17 protein-coding genes and 2 tRNA genes are annotated in these 19929 nt (G+C 51.4%); 2 read left to right on the forward strand and 17 right to left on the reverse strand.

The window, feature by feature from the left end; genetic code table 11:
• Window positions 1–33: 33 nt before the first annotated feature.
• The 10 genes from CXIVA_RS01040 to CXIVA_RS01085 all read right to left on the reverse strand — a co-directional run bounded on the left by CXIVA_RS01040 (window position 34) and on the right by CXIVA_RS01085 (window position 9212).
• A tRNA-Ser gene (locus tag CXIVA_RS01040) sits at window positions 34–122 on the reverse strand.
• A gap of 105 nt (window positions 123–227) precedes the next feature.
• Window positions 228–313: transfer RNA gene (locus CXIVA_RS01045), tRNA-Ser, on the reverse strand.
• A gap of 263 nt (window positions 314–576) precedes the next feature.
• Window positions 577–2901 carry an aryl-sulfate sulfotransferase gene (locus tag CXIVA_RS01050; RefSeq protein ID WP_041727523.1) on the reverse strand — a complete coding sequence of 775 codons (2325 nt, stop codon included), beginning with the start codon at window positions 2899–2901 and terminating at the stop codon, window positions 577–579.
• 181 nt (window positions 2902–3082) lie between these two features.
• On the reverse strand, window positions 3083–3373 hold the full coding sequence (locus tag CXIVA_RS13625) for a LysR family transcriptional regulator (protein WP_013976148.1): 291 nt from the start codon (window positions 3371–3373) through the stop codon (window positions 3083–3085).
• Window positions 3374–3375: 2 nt separating this feature from the next.
• Window positions 3376–4401: a tRNA (adenosine(37)-N6)-threonylcarbamoyltransferase complex transferase subunit TsaD gene (gene tsaD, locus CXIVA_RS01060; protein ID WP_013976149.1), complete on the reverse strand. Its 1026-nt coding sequence runs from the start codon at window positions 4399–4401 to the stop codon at window positions 3376–3378.
• Entirely contained in the window at window positions 4394–5374 is a 981-nt protein-coding gene (locus CXIVA_RS01065; RefSeq protein ID WP_013976150.1) for a ribonuclease Z, read from the reverse strand. The genes tsaD and CXIVA_RS01065 overlap by 8 nt, the downstream gene beginning before the upstream one ends.
• Window positions 5368–5859, reverse strand: coding sequence for a ribosomal protein S18-alanine N-acetyltransferase (gene rimI / locus CXIVA_RS01070; protein WP_013976151.1), 492 nt, complete (start codon window positions 5857–5859; stop codon window positions 5368–5370). Before rimI ends, CXIVA_RS01065 begins: the two co-directional genes overlap by 7 nt.
• Window positions 5843–6556, reverse strand: a complete 714-nt coding sequence (gene tsaB, locus CXIVA_RS01075) for a tRNA (adenosine(37)-N6)-threonylcarbamoyltransferase complex dimerization subunit type 1 TsaB (protein WP_013976152.1) — start codon at window positions 6554–6556, stop codon at window positions 5843–5845. Before tsaB ends, rimI begins: the two co-directional genes overlap by 17 nt.
• A 5-nt stretch (window positions 6557–6561) precedes the next feature.
• Entirely contained in the window at window positions 6562–7056 is a 495-nt protein-coding gene (gene tsaE / locus CXIVA_RS01080; protein WP_013976153.1) for a tRNA (adenosine(37)-N6)-threonylcarbamoyltransferase complex ATPase subunit type 1 TsaE, read from the reverse strand.
• Between the two features lie 2 nt (window positions 7057–7058).
• Window positions 7059–9212: a Tex family protein gene (locus CXIVA_RS01085; protein WP_013976154.1), complete on the reverse strand. Its 2154-nt coding sequence runs from the start codon at window positions 9210–9212 to the stop codon at window positions 7059–7061.
• 245 nt (window positions 9213–9457) lie between these two features.
• On the opposite strand from CXIVA_RS01085, the gene CXIVA_RS01090 reads away from it, so the two are divergent.
• Together CXIVA_RS01090 and CXIVA_RS01095 are read left to right on the forward strand one after the other, a co-directional pair.
• Window positions 9458–10198 carry a hypothetical protein gene (locus CXIVA_RS01090; protein WP_013976155.1) on the forward strand — a complete coding sequence of 247 codons (741 nt, stop codon included), beginning with the start codon at window positions 9458–9460 and terminating at the stop codon, window positions 10196–10198.
• Between the two features lie 12 nt (window positions 10199–10210).
• Window positions 10211–10960 carry a DUF975 family protein gene (locus CXIVA_RS01095; RefSeq protein WP_013976156.1) on the forward strand — a complete coding sequence of 250 codons (750 nt, stop codon included), beginning with the start codon at window positions 10211–10213 and terminating at the stop codon, window positions 10958–10960.
• An 878-nt stretch (window positions 10961–11838) separates the two neighbouring features.
• Here the strand turns inward: CXIVA_RS01095 and CXIVA_RS01105 are convergent.
• From CXIVA_RS01105 to CXIVA_RS01135, 7 genes are all read right to left on the reverse strand, one after another.
• The gene (locus CXIVA_RS01105) at window positions 11839–13041 is read right to left on the reverse strand and encodes a homoserine dehydrogenase (RefSeq protein WP_013976157.1); all 1203 of its coding nucleotides are present in this window, start codon (window positions 13039–13041) and stop codon (window positions 11839–11841) included.
• A gap of 4 nt (window positions 13042–13045) precedes the next feature.
• Entirely contained in the window at window positions 13046–13489 is a 444-nt protein-coding gene (locus CXIVA_RS01110) for an ACT domain-containing protein (protein ID WP_013976158.1), read from the reverse strand.
• A gap of 115 nt (window positions 13490–13604) precedes the next feature.
• Entirely contained in the window at window positions 13605–15437 is a 1833-nt protein-coding gene (gene cysC, locus CXIVA_RS01115; RefSeq protein WP_013976159.1) for an adenylyl-sulfate kinase, read from the reverse strand.
• 44 nt (window positions 15438–15481) lie between these two features.
• Window positions 15482–16610, reverse strand: a protein-coding gene (prfB, locus tag CXIVA_RS01120) for a peptide chain release factor 2 (RefSeq protein WP_148267768.1) whose coding sequence is annotated in 2 segments (ribosomal slippage) — window positions 15482–16534 and window positions 16536–16610 — 1128 coding nt in all. Because the reading frame shifts where the segments join, the coding sequence is not laid out codon by codon here.
• A 141-nt stretch (window positions 16611–16751) separates the two neighbouring features.
• Window positions 16752–18125: a phosphoglucosamine mutase gene (glmM, locus tag CXIVA_RS01125; RefSeq protein WP_013976161.1), complete on the reverse strand. Its 1374-nt coding sequence runs from the start codon at window positions 18123–18125 to the stop codon at window positions 16752–16754.
• A gap of 21 nt (window positions 18126–18146) precedes the next feature.
• The gene (locus CXIVA_RS01130) at window positions 18147–19172 is read right to left on the reverse strand and encodes a zinc-binding dehydrogenase (RefSeq protein ID WP_013976162.1); all 1026 of its coding nucleotides are present in this window, start codon (window positions 19170–19172) and stop codon (window positions 18147–18149) included.
• Window positions 19169–19891 carry a 2-C-methyl-D-erythritol 4-phosphate cytidylyltransferase gene (locus tag CXIVA_RS01135; protein WP_013976163.1) on the reverse strand — a complete coding sequence of 241 codons (723 nt, stop codon included), beginning with the start codon at window positions 19889–19891 and terminating at the stop codon, window positions 19169–19171. The genes CXIVA_RS01130 and CXIVA_RS01135 overlap by 4 nt, the downstream gene beginning before the upstream one ends.
• Window positions 19892–19929: the final 38 nt, after the last annotated feature.

Consider the following 19929-nt stretch of genomic DNA (forward strand, 5'->3'; position numbering starts at 1 on the left):
TTCGCATTTTATTGTACAGATCCTATAATCGAGCGGAGAAGGAGGGATTTGAACCCTCGCGCCGCTTTCACGACCTGCACCCTTTCCAGGGGTGTCCCTTCGGCCAGCTTGGGTACTTCTCCGAATTGTACATCGCTCAGATCTCTCTGCCCAGGATGTATCTGTATAGGTTGTTGCGAACATCTCTGCCGCATCCGTCAAACGCAGGTCAGCACCGGATGTTCGAGCGGAGAGAGTGGGATTCGAACCCACGCGCCCTTTCGGACAAACGGTTTTCAAGACCGCCTCGTTATGACCACTTCGATATCTCTCCATTGATTTTCAAAATCGCTCGAGGAATCGAACGCAAAAATTATTATACATATCTCCCCCTGTTGTGTCAATACAAATTTTATCTTTTTTTATTTATTTCTTCCGGACACTCTTCTCTCGTTCGTAAATGAGATCCAGGCCGCATCCCGAAGCCCTGTTGTCCCGCTCTTACGCTCCGGAATGCAGCCTGGCAGTTCTTCCTGCATACAGTCAGCTATCCATTACCCTGCTGCTCCTGCTGCTTCTCCCATGCCCTTATACTATCTATTTTGCCGTCTTATAGGTACGGTATGAGAACATCGCTTCTGACAGTTTCACTTTGCTGCTGCGTCTGGCAGCTAATTCAAATGTAACCTGGTCATTTGCTTTGTCATACTCTGTAAAGATCGGACGGCTGCCCTGCCGTAAGTCCTTATAGTTGACATCAGAAATCGTTCCCTCTGGTACATAAGCTCCAATGGTATCAATGACGCCATGCAGGCCCCATCCGATGACTACTGAATTCGCGTTAAAATAATCCACGCTGCCGCAGTGGCTGGCAATATGGTACTTCTCTGTCTTCTTATTCAGATCCGTCCCGTTAATCACATCGCTGATCTGTACGGTTTTTGTCTTTTCCTGGATTTCCGCGCGGAACACACGTGTTAAAGTAGGAATCTCTGATTTCACAGCCAGGAACGGGGCGGTGCCTGTCTCATTGTCAAATACGCTGATCACCGGATTGCCGCTGATTCTGCCGTCCGCTTTTTTATTGCTGTACCGTGCGTAATGCTGGCCGAAGGTCAGGGCCTGGAAGGTTTTTCCATTATCATCGGCGCGGGTTCTCGTATAGGCATCGTATCCCTTCAGTGTGCTGGCTTTTCCGCCCAGTATCCAGTCAATCTTTCCGCTCTTTGCGTCAAACTGGTAGACCGCGGACTGATCCCGCATGGAAACCAGAAGTTTATCTATGCTTCCATCCGGATGCAGCGTATAATCCACACTGTTGACATGCACATAATCCTGCCATCCGTCCGCATAGGAGGATATGGTATCCTGTCCGACGGCTACCTCTGTCCCTTCTGCTGTGCTTCCGGCATAGTCCATCTTCTCTACTGCTGATTCATACAGAAGGGGATAGTCTGTCGTATTCAGTTCCCGTACCACTTTGCCATCCCTGACTTCCTGGATGATTCCTGCCCAGACGTAAGCTTTTTTCGCTCCCTCCAGACCTTTCACGGTATCCGGAAGATTGTTTACCAGCATCTTGGTATAACTCAGGGTGAGATAATGTCCCTTTCCCAGCATCACAAATTCGTGCTGATCCAGATACCCCTCGCCATGGGTATGATTGCGTTCTGCATTGGCATGCAGAGTCACCTGGTCAATTTCCCTGTAATTTTCATCCATTACCACATACATTCCGCTGCTGAATCCGCCGTTAGCATTTCTGAATTTTGTATTCAGCTCCGCAAAATAGCTGAAATTCTTTCCCTGCTGCTGCGGCGCAAAATTTTCCACCTGGTGTTCGCCGGCGCAGAGGAGATTTCTGTAATAGATCAGTTCCCCTTTGGTATTGACACGCAGCAGATAGTGATCCACCGCAAACGTGTACACCCCGGCGTTTTTCTCTGCCACGGCCTGCTTGACAACCGACAGCTCCGGCATGGTTTCCGGCATCGTGTGGATCCGATAAACAGCTCCATCCTCCATCGTCACTTTCAGGATCTGATCTGCCGTTTTGCCGGCATCCAGGGTATCTGGCACAAAGCTGCCCTTTTTCACTGCTTCTGTCACATCTGCAGTTTTCTCTTCTGTGGTTTTCTCTCCTTTGATGCTTTCCACACGGGAAATTTTTTCCCCCTCATCCGGTGTCAGTTTCAGGACATTGCCCGCAACATACGCATTCAGATAATAATCCGTCTGATTGCTCTGATCTGCAGAACCAATGATCTCGACCCCGGTAGCGCCCTTTTCATCTGCGGCCTGCACTTCGATGGCTGCCGCCTTCGGAACCAGGCTCAGCGCATTCTTCTGTGCTTTAATGCTCTTCTGATAGTTAAAATATACATCCGAGTAATCGATTACCTCATGGCTTTCCGGCTTTTTGACCGTGTCAGAAGATCCTGCCGGTTTGTTTCCCGCAGACGGTTTATCTGCCGGCTGATTCCCCTTGGACGGTTTTTTTGCCGGTGTTTTCGTTTTTACCTGTACCTTGATACGGGCCTTTACTTTTTTCTGTTTCGCCAGATATACGGTCACCACTGCCTTGCCGCTTCTGGTCCCGCCGGTCACTGCCTTGCCGCTTGTTTTGTTTATTTTCAGTATCTTCGTGTTGCTGCTTTTATAGTATACCTTTGCCTTCCTGCCCTTGTACTTTGCGACTGCGCGAAAACGAATCGTTTTCTTTTTTCCCTTTACCTGCGTAATGGTGTAAGTACCGGTTTTTCCGCTGTTTACTTTTTTCGGCGCGGTAATCTTCACATAGGTACTCTTCTTTCCCGCCGCATGCGCCTGCGCTGGCAGGATTCCCATTCCCATGGACATGCAAAGGGAGGCTGACAGCACGGCCGCACCTGCCCGTTTCATATTTTTTCTGTTCTGCATCATATCCCGTCCTCTCTCATTTTCTCCTGCAGATCTCCTGTGCACACCTGTCCGCGCAGGAGATTTTCTATTTTTTTGCACAAAAAAAGTGTAGCAATCGCTACACTCTTTGTAAAATATTCATTTATTATCTGAATCATAACCGGCGGTTATCTTCTATGTGTCGGAAACACCTTATCAGATTTCATGTTTCCCGTGCATATTGCTGCAGAATATCCTCCACCAGAGACGGGGAATGCTTCCACAGCGCTACGATCGGCATCACGCCCCCTGTTTCCGCCGCAAGACAAATTCCGGCCTCTGTCAGCTCTACCCGTCGGTTTTCCCGATGAAACAGCGGGACGCCCAGTTCCTTCTCCAGCAAGGCAATCTGCTTGCTCAGCGCAGGCTGGGATACATATAAGGTACGGGCTGCCGCTGTAAAATTAAGGCACTTCGCCGCCTCCAGAAAATACTCCACCTGTGTCAGATTCATACTTATCTTTCTCCCAGCTTCAAATTAGGGACCGCATTCAGATCCAGACCGCTGCGCGTGCCTGCCAGATATTCGTAATACCCCGCAGCCCCGATCATCGCTGCATTATCCGTACACAGAACAGGGGAGGGATGATAAAAGCGGATTCCGTTTTCCTCACAGGCGGCGCGCATGCCTTCCCGCAGTGCCGTATTGGAGGCCACGCCTCCCGCAATCGCAAGTTTTTCCGCGCCGAATTCTCTGGCGCCCCGGATGGCATGTTCAATCAGCACATCCACAACTGCCTTCTGAAAAGAGGCCGCGATGTCTTCCGGCACAATCTCCTGTTTTTTCATTCTGCATCCGTTAATATAATTCAAAACCGCTGATTTCACGCCGCTGAAGCTGAAATCATAGGGGCTGTCATTGACTTTCGCCCTGGGAAACGGAATGGCCTCCGCATTGCCCTGTCTGGCGGCTTTTTCAATTTTCGGGCCGCCAGGGTACCCCAGTCCGATGGCACGGGCCACTTTGTCAAATGCCTCTCCGGCCGCGTCATCCCTTGTGCGCCCCAGCACACGATAGACGCCGTAGTCCTCCACCTGTACCAGATGCGTATGCCCGCCGGAAACCACCAGACACAAGAAAGGGGGTTCCAGATCTTTATTTTCTATGTAATTCGCGCTGATATGCCCTTCAATATGATGAACCCCGACCAGGGGGATCTGTCTGGCATAACTGATGGCCTTGGCTTCTGCCACTCCCACCAGGAGGGCCCCCACAAGGCCGGGTCCGTAGGTCACCGCAATCCCGTCTATGTCATCCAGTGTCATTCCCGCCTGTTTTAAGGCTTCGCGGATCACCGGATTCATATGTTCGATATGCTTTCTGGAAGCAATCTCCGGCACAACGCCGCCGTACAGCGTGTGAAGGGCGATCTGTGAAGAGATCACATTCGAACGGACGTCCCGTCCGTTTACCACAACTGCCGCTGCCGTCTCGTCACAGGAACTTTCGATTGCCAGTATTTTTATTTCTTTTTCAGTCATTTTTCTCTTCTCCTGCCGGTTTCTGCTCCGCGGCGCAGGATTCCGGGCCCTTCGGATCCTGATCATCTGTAAAGTCCAGTTCGATCATCCGGCCGTCTTTTCCTGCTTCCGCTTTGGGAAAAATCTTCCGCACTTCGCCCATATAACGCTCTTCATGCACCAGGGACGGAGAATAATGGGTCAGCCACAAAGCCTTCACGTCTGCGTCCCTGGCAATCCTGGCCGCTTCATAAAAGGTCATATGCCGGTACTGTTTTGCTTTAGCCAGTTTTTCTTTCTCTGCATACATTCCTTCCAGAATAGCCAGATCCGCTTCTTTTGCGTGTTCCGCAATGGCCCTGGTCGGACGGGTATCGGTACAGTAAATCAAATGGATCCCCTTCCGCTGCGCTCCCAGCACCATATCCGGTGTAAGGGTTCTTCCATCTTCGGTGGCAATCGTTTCCCCATGCTGCAGCCGGTTCCAGTAGCGCTGTTCGATCTGCTGGGCCTTTGCCCGCTCCACATCAAACCGCCCTTTCCGGTCAATGTCAATCGTGTAGCCATAGCATACCACGTTATGTTTTACCCGGAAAGCAGTGATCCGATATCCATTGACTGCAATGGTTTCCTCCGGCTGGCTCAATTCATGAAATTTGATCTCAAACGGAAGTTCCGGCGCAATTACGCGCAGCGCGCTGACCACCCGCTCCAGTCCCTTCGGGCCGATCATCAGAAGGGGTTTGTGCCGTTCCGCATTTCCCAGGGTCAGCAAAAGCCCCGGCAGTCCGCCGATATGGTCCGCATGATAATGGGTAAAGCAAATGACATCCAGCGGATGCACACTCCAGCCGGCCTCTTTCACAGCCACCTGTGTCCCTTCCCCGCAGTCAATCAGAAGACTGCTTCCATTGTAGCGCGTCATCAGCGCGGTCAGCTTCCTGTGGGGCAGCGGCATCATTCCGCCGGTTCCCAGTAAACATACATCTAACATTCCAGTTCCTCCAGACAGCAGCACATCACCCGGGCGTCTTCCCGGGGATTTCGATAGAAATTCTTTCGGCATCCGCATACAGAAAACCCTGTTTTTTCATAAACGGCCTGTGCCGCCGTGTTTGATTCCCGCACTTCCAGATAAATGCTGCGGATCCCGCGGCGGGCCGCCTGTTTCTGGATTTCACGGATCAGCATTCTTCCAATACCTCTGCGGCGAAAGTCTTCCCGGACCGCGACATTTGTGATTTCACCTTCGTCCGCCGCTGTATACAGTCCGCAGTAGCCTGCCAGTCTTCCTTCTGCTTCCGCTGCGCAGAAAATCGTATTTTCGGACCGCATACCCTCCAGAAATCCCTGTTCGCTCCAGGGCATGGAAAAACAGGCGGCTTCCAGTTCCGCTGCCTGCGCCGCGTCGCTTTCTCTCATTCCGCGCAGAATCACTTCCGGTTCTGCAGAGACATTCGTATTATTTCTTTCCTGCATTCAGCTTCTCCCTGCGTTCCCGCTCGGCCTGTGACAGCCGGAGATAATCCGGCTTATGTTCATCCGCATCCATCATCCGTCCCTCACCGGCATATACCACTGCCAGCGCGCCCAGGGCCGCCGCCCGCTGCTTATTCAGATGGGCCGGCGCAAAGGAATAGGGCACGCGGCAGTTTTCTTTCAGATACGAGGAAAAAACTGCTGTCCCGTCTCCCAGAAATACGGTTTTCCGTCCGCGGGCATTAATATCCGACACAATTTCATCGATACCGACGGCACACTGGGGCCGCAGCGTCTGCATCACACCTTCCCGGAATTCGTACAGTCCGGTATAAGTCTGCTGCCGTCTGGCATCCATCAGCGGACAGATCATATCTCCGCAGCCCCACAGATTGTAAGCCAGCCCGTCCACAGTGGGTACCGCGATAATCGGCTTGTCCAGAGCCAGGGCCAGGCCTTTTGCTGTAGCGGATCCGATCCGGAGTCCGGTAAAAGATCCCGGTCCCCCTGCCACCGCGATGGCATCCAGACTGTTCAGATCCAGTTCCACCATGCGCGCCGCCTCATCCAGCATGGGAAGCAGCGTCTGCGAATGTGTTTTTTTGTAATTCATGGTGAATTCCACCAGCAGACTGTCATCTTCCACGACAGCCACACTGGCCACCAGACCCGAACTGTCAAGCGCAAGTATTTTCATAACTGCTATTTTCCTCCTCTTTCTGCAGATGAACAGAATCCGGTCTCCGGATTCCCGCAAGTCTCCATCGTAATCCGCCGGAAATCAAATCCCCGTTCCAGATCTTTTTCTATGGTTACAGACAGATACTGCTCCGGCAAAAGCTCCCGGATCAGTTCCGCCCACTCGATAATTGTGACGCCGTTTCCGTAAAAATAATCTTCATAGCCGATTTCTTCCATTTCCTCAATATCCCCGATGCGATATACATCAAAGTGGTAAAACGGAAGGCGTCCGGATTCATAGACCTGAACAATGGTAAAGGTCGGGCTGTTCACCGGTTCGGTAATTCCAAGACCCTTTGCCAGTCCCTGGGTAAAAACAGTTTTTCCGGTTCCCAGATCGCCGTTTAATGTAATCACCATGCCCGGCCATGCTTCTTTTCCGATCTTCTCTCCCAGGGCAAATGTTTCTTCCGGCCCAAATGTTTCGATCACCTGAGGATCTTTCCCTGTCTTCATATCTACTCCTGATTCTGCCCCTTCATTGTCAGGGCAATCTGCTTCTTCTTTTCATCGACAGAAAGCACTTCCACTTCCACAATATCACCCACAGATACCACATCCAGCGGATGCCGGATATACCGGTCACTCATTTGGGAAATGTGCACGAGTCCGTCCTGATGCACGCCGATATCCACAAATGCGCCAAAGTCCACCACATTGCGCACGGTGCCGGTCAGTTTCATTCCCGGTCTCAGATCCCTCATCTCCAGGACATCTGTCCTTAATATGGGCTTGGGCATGGATTCTCTGGGATCTCTTCCCGGTTTCCTTAATTCCTCCAGGATATCTTCCAGTGTCGGCATGCCGATTCCCGCGGCTGCGGCCAGCCGCTTTTTGTCCTGTTTTTCCACATGCAGCCGGGGCAGCGCTCCCTTTTTCAGATCCTCTTTTTCGTATCCCAGCGCCCGGAGCACCGACTCTGCGGCGCCATAGCTCTCCGGATGCACGCTGGTGGCATCCAGCGGATTCTTCCCGTTTCGGATTCTGAGGAATCCGGCACACTGCTCGAAGGCCTTCGGTCCCAGTTTCGGAACGTTCAGCAGTTCCCTGCGGCTGTAAAATCTTCCGTTGGTATCCCGATAGGCCACAATGTTCGCGGCGGTGGTTTTCGTCAGGCCGGAAACATACTGCAGCAGCGCGGCGGAAGCAGTATTCAAATCCACGCCCACCCGGTTGACGCAATCCTCCACCACCTGCTCCAGCGCATGGCTGAGCTTTTTCTGGTTCATATCATGCTGATACTGTCCCACACCAATGGATTCCGGCGTAATTTTCACCAGTTCCGCCAGGGGATCCTGGAGTCTGCGGGCAATCGAGGCAGCGCTGCGCTGTCCTACATCAAATTCCGGAAATTCCTCTGTGGCCAGTCTGCTGGCTGAATACACCGAAGCTCCGGCTTCATTGACAATCACATAGGAAACCGGCTGTTTCAGTTCTTTTATAAAGTCCGCAATAATGGCTTCTGACTCCCGGGATGCCGTACCGTTGCCCAGTGAAATCAATGTCACCCCATAGTTTTCAATCAGCCGGCGAAGCACTCTTTTAGCTTCCTCTGTTTTATTCTGCGGCGCGGTCGGGTAGATTACCGCTGTATCCAGAATTTTGCCGGTGGCATCCGCAACTGCCAGTTTGCATCCGGTACGGAACGCCGGGTCCCAGCCCAGCACCATCTGTCCGGCAATCGGCGGCTGCATCAGAAGCTGGCCCAGATTTTTACCGAATACACGAATGGCCCCTTCTTCTGCCCGGTCTGTCAGCTCCTTCCGCAGTTCGCGTTCGATGGCAGGCGCAGTCAGCCGATGATAGCTGTCTGCTATGACTTTCTGCAGAAACCGCGCGGATTCCGTCTGTCCTGTTTTGATGATCTGACGATTCAGATAGGTAAGAATCTCCTCTTCCGGCGCGTCGATATGTACGGTCAGATACTTTTCTTTTTCCCCCCGGTTCAGCGCCAGGATCCGATGTCCCGCCACCCTGGCTATGGGTTCCGCAAAGGAATAATAGCGTTCATAGACAGATGAGGCGTCAGAGTCTCTGGCATCCGAACGCAGGATTCCTTTGCGATAGGTTTTTTCCCGGATCCAGGCGCGGAATTCGGCCCGTTCTGAAATATCCTCAGCCAGAATATCCCCGGCCCCTGCAAGGGCTGTTTCCACATCCGGCACTTCTTTTTTCTGATTAATATAGCAGCGGGCTTCCGCTTCCGGCGAATCTCCCTTTTTCTGCCGCAGGATCTGATCCGCCAGCGGCTGCAGCCCCCGCTCCCGGGCGGCAGATGCCCGGGTTTTCCGTTTCGGGCGATACGGACGGTACAGATCCTCTGCCGCTGCCAGAGTCTCTGCCGCGAATATTTTCTTTTCTAACTCCGGCGTCAGTTTTCCCTGTTCCCGAATACTGTCCGCGATCTGCTGCTGTCTCGTCTCCAGATTGCGCAGATACTGCAGACGATCAGACAAATCCCGCAGGACTTCATCATTCAGACTGCCGGTTTTCTCTTTTCGATAGCGGGCAATAAACGGAACCGTGTTTCCCGCATCCATGAGTTCCACGGCCGCACGGGCCTGTTCCGGACGAATCTTCAGTTCCCGGGCAAGTATTCGAATGATATCCATACGATGCTTCTCTCCTTCTGTTTGCACAGCGGCCTGCGTCAAATGACGCAGCTGCTGTGCAGCCACTCTCTGCAAGACAACTATTGTATCATAATGTTGTTATTTTTTCACCTGCATGTTATGATTACACCGCTGAACATCTGAATACGCAGTAACCGGATGGCAGTAGTTCAACAGATACAGAATGGACAGTTCCGCATCTCCGCTCTTTTCTGGACTTCGGGACTGCAGATACTGGAGGTTCTATGAAACATTTTACATACAGACAGCAAAACACCGGCGACTGGAATCATCCGGATGATTTCAGCCGTCAGAACAGAACCGATCCTTACGGGCCGGAAGGCAGACGCGGCAGTGATCCTGAACTTCCCTACCGCAGCCGTCCGCCGGTAAATGCCATGACCGCTGCTTCTGTGGTCTGCGGCGTATTGGCACTGGTCACCTGTTATCTGGTCTTCACCGCCTTTCTGTTCGGATCTCTGGCTGTTCTGTTTGCCGTTCTGGGAAAAGGAAAAAACCGCCGGATGCCGCGGGCCGCGCGCATCGGACAGATTCTTGGCATTGTTTCCATTGCTGTGGGCGGTATTCTGTCCGCCATTTCGGTCTCTTTTGTCATTTCCCGTTTTGGCGGTATCGACAAAGCCATTGACCGCTATACCTATTATATCGAAAAATACGCCAATGATAACACCAAGAGCGGGCAGGATCTCTATAATGAGATCTACCAGGATATCTATGGCAAAAAAAATTCAGATTCTTCCGCGGACAGTAAATCTTCCGACCAGGAAACTGGCGGAAACAGCGGCAGCAAAGACAGTAATAATAATAATAATAATAATAGCAATAACGATAATAAAAACCGCAATGGTTCCTATTACGGTGATTCAAATCGGAGCGGAAACTACTACGGCGACAGCTCAGACGGCGGCAGCAGCTCCGGCAACAGCAATGATTATTACGGCAATGCTCGGGGATCCGCAGCATAAAGGAGGCACTCCATGCATAAAAAAATATCTGAAATCAAAGCAGTGTCCAGAGAAAATCTCCTGGGCAGCTACGGCACTCTCATTGGCGCCTATATCCTTGTCTCACTGATTGTAATGATCTGCTCTTCCCCATTTACGCCCATGCTTCGCCGGGCTTTTACGGACGGCTCCGTCTTCAGCGGAATCATCGGCTTTGTCGGCCTGATTGTTGTGGCAGTCATCGGTTCCCTGTTCTCCTGCGGCATCCTGTATATGCATTTAAAGATCGCCCGCCGGCAGCCCCTTGCCTTTCCGGATCTTTTCTTTCCGTTCCGCAGACGCCCGGACAAATTCATCGGAGTGTCTGTTCTGATGATCCTGATCAGCTTCGCATGCCTCCTTCCGGGCATCATCTGCTCCATGGCTGGCGCTGCCTTGTCCAGCTTCTCCCTGTCCGTCATCGGCGCCGTGCTGTCTGTCATCGGAAGCATTGTTCTGATCATCCTGATGCTGGCGCTGGCCCTGACCAACTATCTTCTGATTGACAGCATTGATACCATCCATGTTCTCCAGGCATTCCGGGACAGCAGAAAACTGATGCGGCACAACAAAGCACGTCTTTTTGGCCTGTGCCTTTCCTACATCGGCTGGATGCTTCTGTCTCTGCTGAGCTTCGGCCTTGCCACACTGTGGGTTTCCCAGTATTATCAGCAGAGCCTGGTCATCTTTTATGAAGACCTGACTTCCCCCGTCTGCGAGGCGGAGCCTTATGACGGACAATGAATAAACAAAAAATCCGCCAGCGGAACAAGGGTAGATAAACATCCGGATGCGCTGGGCATCATTAACATTCCATTGGGTTTTTAACTAGTAATCAATAGTCGGACGGCAGTTCTGCCGTCCGACTCAATATCGCTTCATAAAAGTTCATAATTTACAACATTCCCCATACGTTTCCGGTATAAAAAGTACAGTCAAATCACTAGATACTTCAATAGTTTCCCCTTTTTCCAAACCACATTTGAAGCATAATCTACGTACATTCCGGTTTTTGGATCTCTATCCATATTAGCCTCTGCAATGCAATTACCATCATTTCGATTACTTAATACATATCCACCATGCCCGGACACATATTTTATACAATATTTTCCAGCTTTAAGATCCTTACCAACTTTATAATACCCAGGTTTTAATTTAGTGCCAGCACTTTTATTATAGATATCTGCGATTACACGAAGAATCGATGAAACGGAACTGAATGAACGATAGACAGGTCGCCAATCCCAGCGTGTTAGTGCTCTGTTTCGGCGCTATGCAGACGAATCCGATACTCCAAATTGTGCGCATAACAAAAATCCGTCGGCAGATCAAGGTTACATTCCCCAGATGCACTGGGTTCCTTGACATGCCAACGGATTTTTTGTTCGACAGTAACCAAAGGCAGGAGTTCCGTGAGGAATGTACAGTAAACATTTTGCTCGCGCATTGCAATACGATTGCGTATGAATTACGGGATTCTCCATCAGGCAATATTGTATATGGAGAAGAAATCCAAGAGATCGCCTGTGCCCCCGCCCGCTGATTCTGCCCTTCCGCCCTACATACATAATGCCAAATCGGTCATTATCTCTCCGGCCTATATAGATTTTAACTGTTTCTCAGTTCACACGAATCATCTGAATAATCCCGTCAATCCGGCCTGCCGCCTCTGCGTAAGTCGCGCCGTCCATGATACCGGTCACAAAAGCCTGCTCGCCTTCGATCCCTTCTGCCTTGACATAGGTCACATTGCCAAACGCATCTTCAATGGCTTCCGGATCCGCAGTGGTACGTACAAAGTACGCGCATGCCATCTTTTTCTCACTGACAAGGGTCAGATTCTCCGGATCCCACTGGATCGGGGTATGTTCTTCCATATGACGGGCCGCGTCGATAATATCAGCGACCACTGCGCTTGCTGTGGGAAGCGCGCCGGCGCCGGCGCCGTAAAACATGGTTTCCCCTACCATATTGCCCCGCACAAAGACTGCGTTAAACACATCATTGACCATACTCAGGGGATGATCCGCGCCGATCAGGAAAGGAGCCACCATGACACAGTAGCTGTCCCCGGCCTTTCTGCTGGTGGCCAGCAGTTTGATCCGCCGGTTCATGGCTGCCGCGTATTTCATGTCAGCGGCCGTAATCGACGTAATGCCCTCTGTATGGATATCTGTGTAATTCACCTGCCGTCCGGCTGCCAGCGAAGTTAGAATCGCTATCTTTCTGCAGGCATCATAGCCCTCAATATCTGCTGTGGGATCTGCTTCCGCGTAGCCTTTTTCCTGGGCTTCCTTCAGTACATCCGCGAATTCCGATCCTTCTTCCGACATCTTCGTGAGCATATAGTTGGTGGTACCGTTCAGAATCCCGGTGATTTCCAGGATATCTTCCGAACTGAGGCTGGTATTTAACGGCCGCAGAATCGGTATTCCGCCGCCCACACTGGCTTCAAAAAAGACGTTCACCCGGTGTGACGCGCCCAGGGCAATCAGTTCGGCGCCGTATTCCGCGATCAGCGCCTTATTGGACGTGACAAAATGCTTTCCGGCTTCAATTGCCTGCCGGGCAAAGGTATGCGCCGGCTCCACGCCACCCATGGCTTCCACTACGATGCGGATCTCCGGATCCTGCAGAATCACGCTGTAGTCATGAATGATACGGTCTGCATTCTCGTCGTCCGGAAAATCCCGCAGATCCAGAATGTATTTGATTCCTATCTCCTCGCCAGCCTTGCGGGCAATGATTCCCCGGTTGGTCTTCAGCACTGCTGCCACACCGGATCCGATGGTTCCATACCCTAATACCGCAATATTGATCATACTTTTACTCCCTTGATAATATTTTGATGTAATGTATTCCCTGCTTGGACTCAATCGTTTCGATCAGTCCGGAAATATCTCCTGTCTGATCAGTGACTTCCACGCTGAGGGTTAATGACGCAATTCCGTTCACCGGAATACTCTGATGAATGGTCAGAATGTTCGCGTGACAGTCTGCCACCTCTTTCAGTACCGCCGAAAGCAACCCGGTCTCGTCATCCAGCTGAATGACCATGGTGATGGTTCTTCCCTTGGCATTGTCGTGAAACGGAAAAATATCATCTTTGTATTTATAAAAAGAGCTCCTGCTGATCCCAACGGCCTGAACCGCTTCATTTACGGATGACACTTTGCCGGAGTCCAGCAGGTGCTTGGCTTTTACAACCTGCAGAAGCACTTCCGGCACTGCTTTTTTTCGCAGTACATAATACTTCGCCTGTTCACTCATGGAATCCCTCTTTGTCTTTCATAGAAATACAATTGTTTTCGCGACAGAGATATATTAGCATAATAAAATCCGGTATGCAATACAGCATACCGGGTTTTTCACGCACACAAAGTCCTTACAGATCCAGATACGGCTTCAGCTGTTCCAGAAGCATGTCCGCAGATTCTTCAATATCAGACTGACTGGTATCTATGATGATCTCCGGGGACTGAGGCACTTCGTATACTGCCGAAATACCGGTAAAATTCGGGATCTCTCCCTGCCTTGCCTTTTTGTACAGACCTTTCACATCCCGGCATTCACAGACTTCCAGCGATGTGCTGACGTAGATTTCAATAAAATCATCTGCCCCCACAATCTCCCGGGCTCTCTGCCGGTCCCGCTCATAGGGAGAGACAAAGGACGCGATCACTATGAGTCCCGCGTCATTCATCAGTTTGGCGGCCTCCGCCACACGCCGGATATTTTCAATGCGGTCCGCCTCTTTAAACCCTAAATTATTATTCAGGCCCTGGCGCACATTATCCCCATCCAGCGTCATAACATGTCTGCCCATGGCAAACAGACGCTTTTCGATCTCATTGGCCAGTGTAGATTTTCCGGAACCGGACAGACCGGTGAGCCAGATGGTCTTTGCCTTCTGATTTTTCTGATTTTCCCGCAGTTCACGGGTAATTGTCATATCATAGGGCACAATATTTCCGGCGCGGCGCAGGGAATGCTGAATGACACCGCATGCCGAGGTCATATGTGTGATCCGGTCAATCAGAATCATCCCGCCGAGACTTGCGTTGTGTTCGAAAGAATCAAACACCAGATCCCTTGCGGCAGAAATATCACAAACCGCGATTTCATTTTTGCGGATCACATCCGCCGGAATCTGCTGTCCGGTATTCACATCAATCCGGTATTTGATCCGCATCACTGTGGCGACTGTCTTCTGGGTTCCAAGCTTCAGCAGGTAATTTCTGCCGTTGACCAGCGGTCTGTCATCCATCCAGAGAATTTCCGCTTCGAAAAGATTGGAGACGACGGCGCCGGCGTCCTTTGTCAGCACACAGCCTCTGGACACATCAATTTCCCGGTCCAGCCGGATGGTAACCGGCCTGCCGGCTTCCGCCCCGGATACTTTCCGGTCGCCCACATAAACCGCGGCAATCTGTGCCGTTTCCCCGGAGGGCAGCACTGTGATCCGATCCCCTTCCGCGGCGGTTCCTGTCTCCACTTCTCCCTGGAATCCGCGGAAGGTATGATCCGGCCGGCACACAAGCTGCACCGGCATGGTAAATCCCTGTTCCGCCTCTCCTTTTTCCACATCCACTGTCTCCAGATAAGACAAAAGCGGCATGCCCCGATACCAGGGCATGGCAGCGGAAGTACGGGTAATATTGTCCCCTGCGGTGGCGGAAACCGGAATAATCGCCACGGAATCATAGTCAAATTCCGCCAGCAGAATCCGAATCTCTTTTTTTATTCTGTCGAATACGGATTTGTCATATCCCACCAGATCCATCTTGTTTACCGCAAATACAAAATGGCGGATTCCCATCAGCGCGCAGATCCTGGTATGGCGCCTGGTCTGTACCAGGACGCCCTTGGACGCATCCACCAGAATCACCGCCAGATCGGCATAGGAGGCTCCCACCGCCATATTACGGGTGTATTCTTCATGCCCCGGCGTATCTGCCACGATAAAGGAACGCTTTTCCGTGGAAAAATAACGGTATGCCACATCAATGGTAATCCCCTGCTCCCGCTCTGCCATAAGGCCGTCCAGAAGAAGCGAGTAATCCACCTCACCTCCCCGGGATCCGATCCTGGAATCCAGCACCAGCGCCTTTTCCTGATCTGCGAACAACAGCTTGGCATCATACAGCATATGTCCGATCAAAGTAGATTTTCCATCATCCACACTGCCGCAGCTGATGAATTTTAGTAGCCCTTTCATATGGAGTAACCTCTCTTTTTCTCCTTTGTGCGAAAACACATCTGTCAGACAGTCTGACTGCCGTTTTTGGACAATGCCTGCCACTTCAGATAAGCATTGATAAACGGATCCAGGTTGCCGTCCATCACGCTGCTGACATTTCCGGTTTCTTCACCGGTTCTTAAATCTTTGACCATGGTATAGGGCTGCATCACATAGGACCGGATCTGGTTGCCCCAGCCGATGTCTGTGACTTCGCCCCGGATATCTGCCTGTTTTGCCGCATTTTTCTCCTGCTCCAGAAGATACAGCTTGGACTTGAGCATCTGCATGGCCTTGTCTTTGTTCATATGCTGCGACCGCTCATTCTGGCACTGCACGACAATTCCCGTAGGCAGATGCGTGATCCGAATGGCGGATGAGGTCTTGTTGATATGCTGTCCGCCGGCGCCGGAGGAACGGTAGGTATCCACACGGATATCCTCGTCTCTGATCTCAATATCGATTTCCTGGTCGATCTCCGGCATGACATCGCAGGAGGCGAAGGAGGTCTGGCGTTTGCCCGCAGCGTTAAAAGGCGAAATACGCACCAGACGGTGCACACCACGTTCGGACTTCAGCAGGCCGAAGGCATTTTCTCCATTCACCTGAAAGGTCACGGATTTGATGCCGGCTTCATCACCATCCAGATAATCCAGGACTTCCACCTGGAATCCCTTGGATTCCGCCCATCTGGTATACATACGGTACAGCATGCTGACCCAGTCACAGGCTTCTGTCCCGCCGGCGCCGGAATGCAGTGTGACAATGGCGTTGTTCCGGTCGTATTCTCCGGAAAGCAGCGTCTTGACTTTGGTTTCCTCCATGGTCTGTTTGAGGTCTTCCGCCATGGCTTCCAGTTCCGGAATCACCGAAGGGTCATTTTCTTCGTTTCCCATTTCGATCATGACCTCCATGTCTTCCATGAGGCCTTTCAGCTTCTGATACACCGCGATGTCATCTTTTTTTGATTTTAATTCCTGTGTTTTTTTGGAGGATTCTTCCGGATCATTCCAGAAGTCGGGCGCCTCCATCTCCCGTTCTAATTCTTCGATACGCTTTTCCTTGTTAGCGAGGTCAAAGTGAATCCCTTACTTCCTGCAGTGGAGTCCGGTACGCGTTCAATACTGCTTTGAACTTATCTAATTCAACCACAAAAATCACTTCCTTTTTTCATTCAAAATTATTTTTTGCTGCATCTATCCGTGAAATCAGCTGGTTATCGGCTGTATGCTGATTTCAAAAAGCCCTTTCGGGCTGTGCCGACGTTTTTTCAGATTTTCCTTACGAAATCTCCTACACCTCTTCGTGACCTTTTTCTTTGATCACCCGGATCACGTCATCTACATATTTTTCGCAGATGTCCTCTGTCTTCGCTTCCACCATGACCCGGATCACCGGTTCGGTTCCGCTTTCCCTTACCAGAATGCGCCCGGTGTCGCCCAGTGTATCGCTGACTTTCGCCACGGCTGCCTGCACGTCCGGATCGTTCTGTGCCTCCGGTTTGCTTTTGACGCGGATATTTTTCAGCACCTGGGGATAAATCATCACCGGTTCTGCCAGTTTGCTCAGCGGCTGTTTGGAAGCCAGCATGGCCTCCATCATTTTGATGGATGTCAGGATGCCGTCCCCGGTTGTGGCATATTTGCTGAAAATAATATGTCCGGACTGTTCGCCGCCGATCCGGTGTCCGTTTTTCACCATGCACTCGTAGACATATTTATCCCCGACTGCAGTCTTCTCATAAGCGATTCCCGCTTCATCAAAGGCTTTGTAAAGGCCGAAATTGGACATTACGGTAGTTACTACGGTGTTGTTGAGGAGTTTGCCTCTTTTTTTCATATAACAGCCGTAAATATACAGGATCAGATCCCCGTTGATGACATTGCCTTTCTCATCCACCGCAATACAGCGGTCCGCGTCTCCATCATAGGCAAACCCCACATCCAGATGATTGTCTTTTACATATTTCTGTAAAACTTCAATATGTGTGGATCCGGCGTTGCGGTTGATGTTGGTGCCGTCCGGCTCGTTGTTGATCACATAAGTCTTCGCCCCGAGGGCATCAAATACATGTTTGGCAATCTGCCAGGCGCTGCCGTTGGCACAGTCCAGGCCGACCCGGATGTTTTTGTAAGAAAAGGTTGCCAGGGAAATCAGGTATCCCACGTACCGGTTGCGGCCGGAGGAATAATCCACTGTGCGTCCGATTTCGTCCCGGACCGCAAACGGGATCTCTGTCATGGTTTCCCCGAACAGCTCCACCTTGCCGTCAATGTAATCCTCAATGTAGGAAATGGTGGTTTCGTCCATTTTCTCGCCATTGCTGTTGATCAGCTTGATGCCGTTGTCATAATAGGGATTGTGGCTGGCGGAAATCATAATCCCGCAGTCAAAGTCCTCTGTCCTGGTCACATAGGACACCGAAGGTGTCGTTGTCACATGCAGCAGATACGCATCCGCGCCGGATGCCGTCAGGCCGGATGCCAGGGCATATTCAAACATGTAGCTGGATCTTCTGGTATCCTTGCCGATCACTACGGTGCACTTTTTGTCCACGGCGCGGCCGTAATACCAGCCCAGAAAACGCCCGACTTTATAGGCATGCTCCACGGTCAGCGTCTTGTTCGCCTCGCCCCGGAAGCCGTCTGTTCCAAAATATCTTCCCATAATACTCTGTATTCTCCTTTGCTATTCGTCCCAGATCATCACCGTTTTGCCGATCAGTTTGTGGATATCCGTTTCAAAAGCAGCCACAATATCCTTCACATCCCGGACATGGACCTGACTGCCTACAATATTTTCCAGATAGGATAAAATGACCGGATCGGTCTGATACAGCTTCAGCAGGCCGGCGAAATCTTCCCGTCCGCTCCGGCTGCTGCCGAAGATATGCAGTCCCTTTTCCAGCACCATCCGTGTATTCACAGGTGCCAGCTCCTCTGTCACGCCCATAATGGCAATCGTCCCTTCCGGACGGATGTAATCGATGATCTGGTTGATCGCCTTGGGGGCACCGCTGCCGCCAGCGCACTCGAAGGCATGGTCCGTCAGAAAATCTTCCGGAATCTGATCCGTCATATACGTTTCATCCGCAAAGCTGAAATCATTCAGTTTGTATTCATTCCGCCCGAAAACAACAATCCTGGAATCCGGAAATGTGTGCTTCAGCAGCAGCGCGGTAATGTATCCCAGATTGCCGTCTCCCCACACAGAGATTGTGTCCCTGCGCGGATGGGAGAATCTGGCGAACCGGCAGATCGTATGATAGCTGACGCTTACCAGCTCTGTAAAAGCCGCCACACAGGGGTTGATTCCCTTAGGCAGCTCCAGCAGGCGGTCCGGCGCGGACTGAATGTATTCCTGCAGGAATCCGTCTGTGCCGCTGGCGCGGAATCGGCTGGACCGCAGATAATTCTCGGCGATAATCGGATCTTCCTCACAGGGAAGGTTGGGGATCATAACCACATCCGTTCCCACCGGGAACGTCCCGGTAGGGTCGTAAATCACTCTTCCGATCCCCTCATGAATCAGCGCCATGGGGAGTTTTTTCCGGAGAACCGCCTCGTCCCGCAGTCCCTGATAGTAGCGCTGATCCGCATTGCAGATCGACAGGTAGGTGGGCCGCACGATCACCTGATCTCCGTCCAGGGAGAGATTTTCGAAGCTCATCTCAAACTGCCGGGGGGCTTTCAGCCGGTAAACTGCGCTGATCATGACATTTCACCTCCGAGCAGGGCCTCCGCGATCTTAATGTCATACGGATAGGTAATCTTGGTGTTGCTGACTTCTCCTTCAATCATATGAACTTTTACGCCTTTCAGCACCATAATCTTGCAGGCGTCTGTCAGAATCGCCTTCTCCTCCTCCGACAGGCTCAGATACAGCTCTTTGAGCTTCTTTGCCCGGAATGTCTGGGGAGTCTGGCCCAGGAACATATGGGACCGGTCCGGGATCGAAGAAATGCTTTCTCCGTCCAGGCTCTCGGTAATGGTATCCACTGCCGGAACCGTCGTGTCACAGGCCTCATATTTCATGCCCGCATCAATATTCTCCTGAATAATCCGGTGGCTGACAAAGGGACGCACCGAATCATGGGTGACAATCACCGTATCCTCATCCAGCCCATAGGTCTCTTCAATATAGGCAATGGAATTCATGATCGTGCCGTTCCGGTCCGCTCCGCCTTCGATGACGGCAATCGGAATTCCGGACGGGATGTATTTCTTTATGAGATTCTGTGTATGGGGAATCCACTGCTTCGGTGACAGCACCAGTACAGCAGTAAATTCCGGATGAACCGCGAACTTTTCGACGGTATGGATCAGAATCGGCTTTCCGCCGATTTCCATAAACTGTTTCGGTTTTTCAATATTGCCCATGCGGGTTCCTTTTCCGCCGGCCAATACCACTGCAAAAATCTTTTTTTCCTGCATATTATCCTCTCCGCGGCACCTGGCTGTGCGCGCCTTTC

Origin of the sequence: Clostridium sp. SY8519, assembly GCF_000270305.1 — a bacterium.
In the GTDB taxonomy this organism is placed as follows: Bacteria; Bacillota; Clostridia; order Lachnospirales; family Lachnospiraceae; genus SY8519.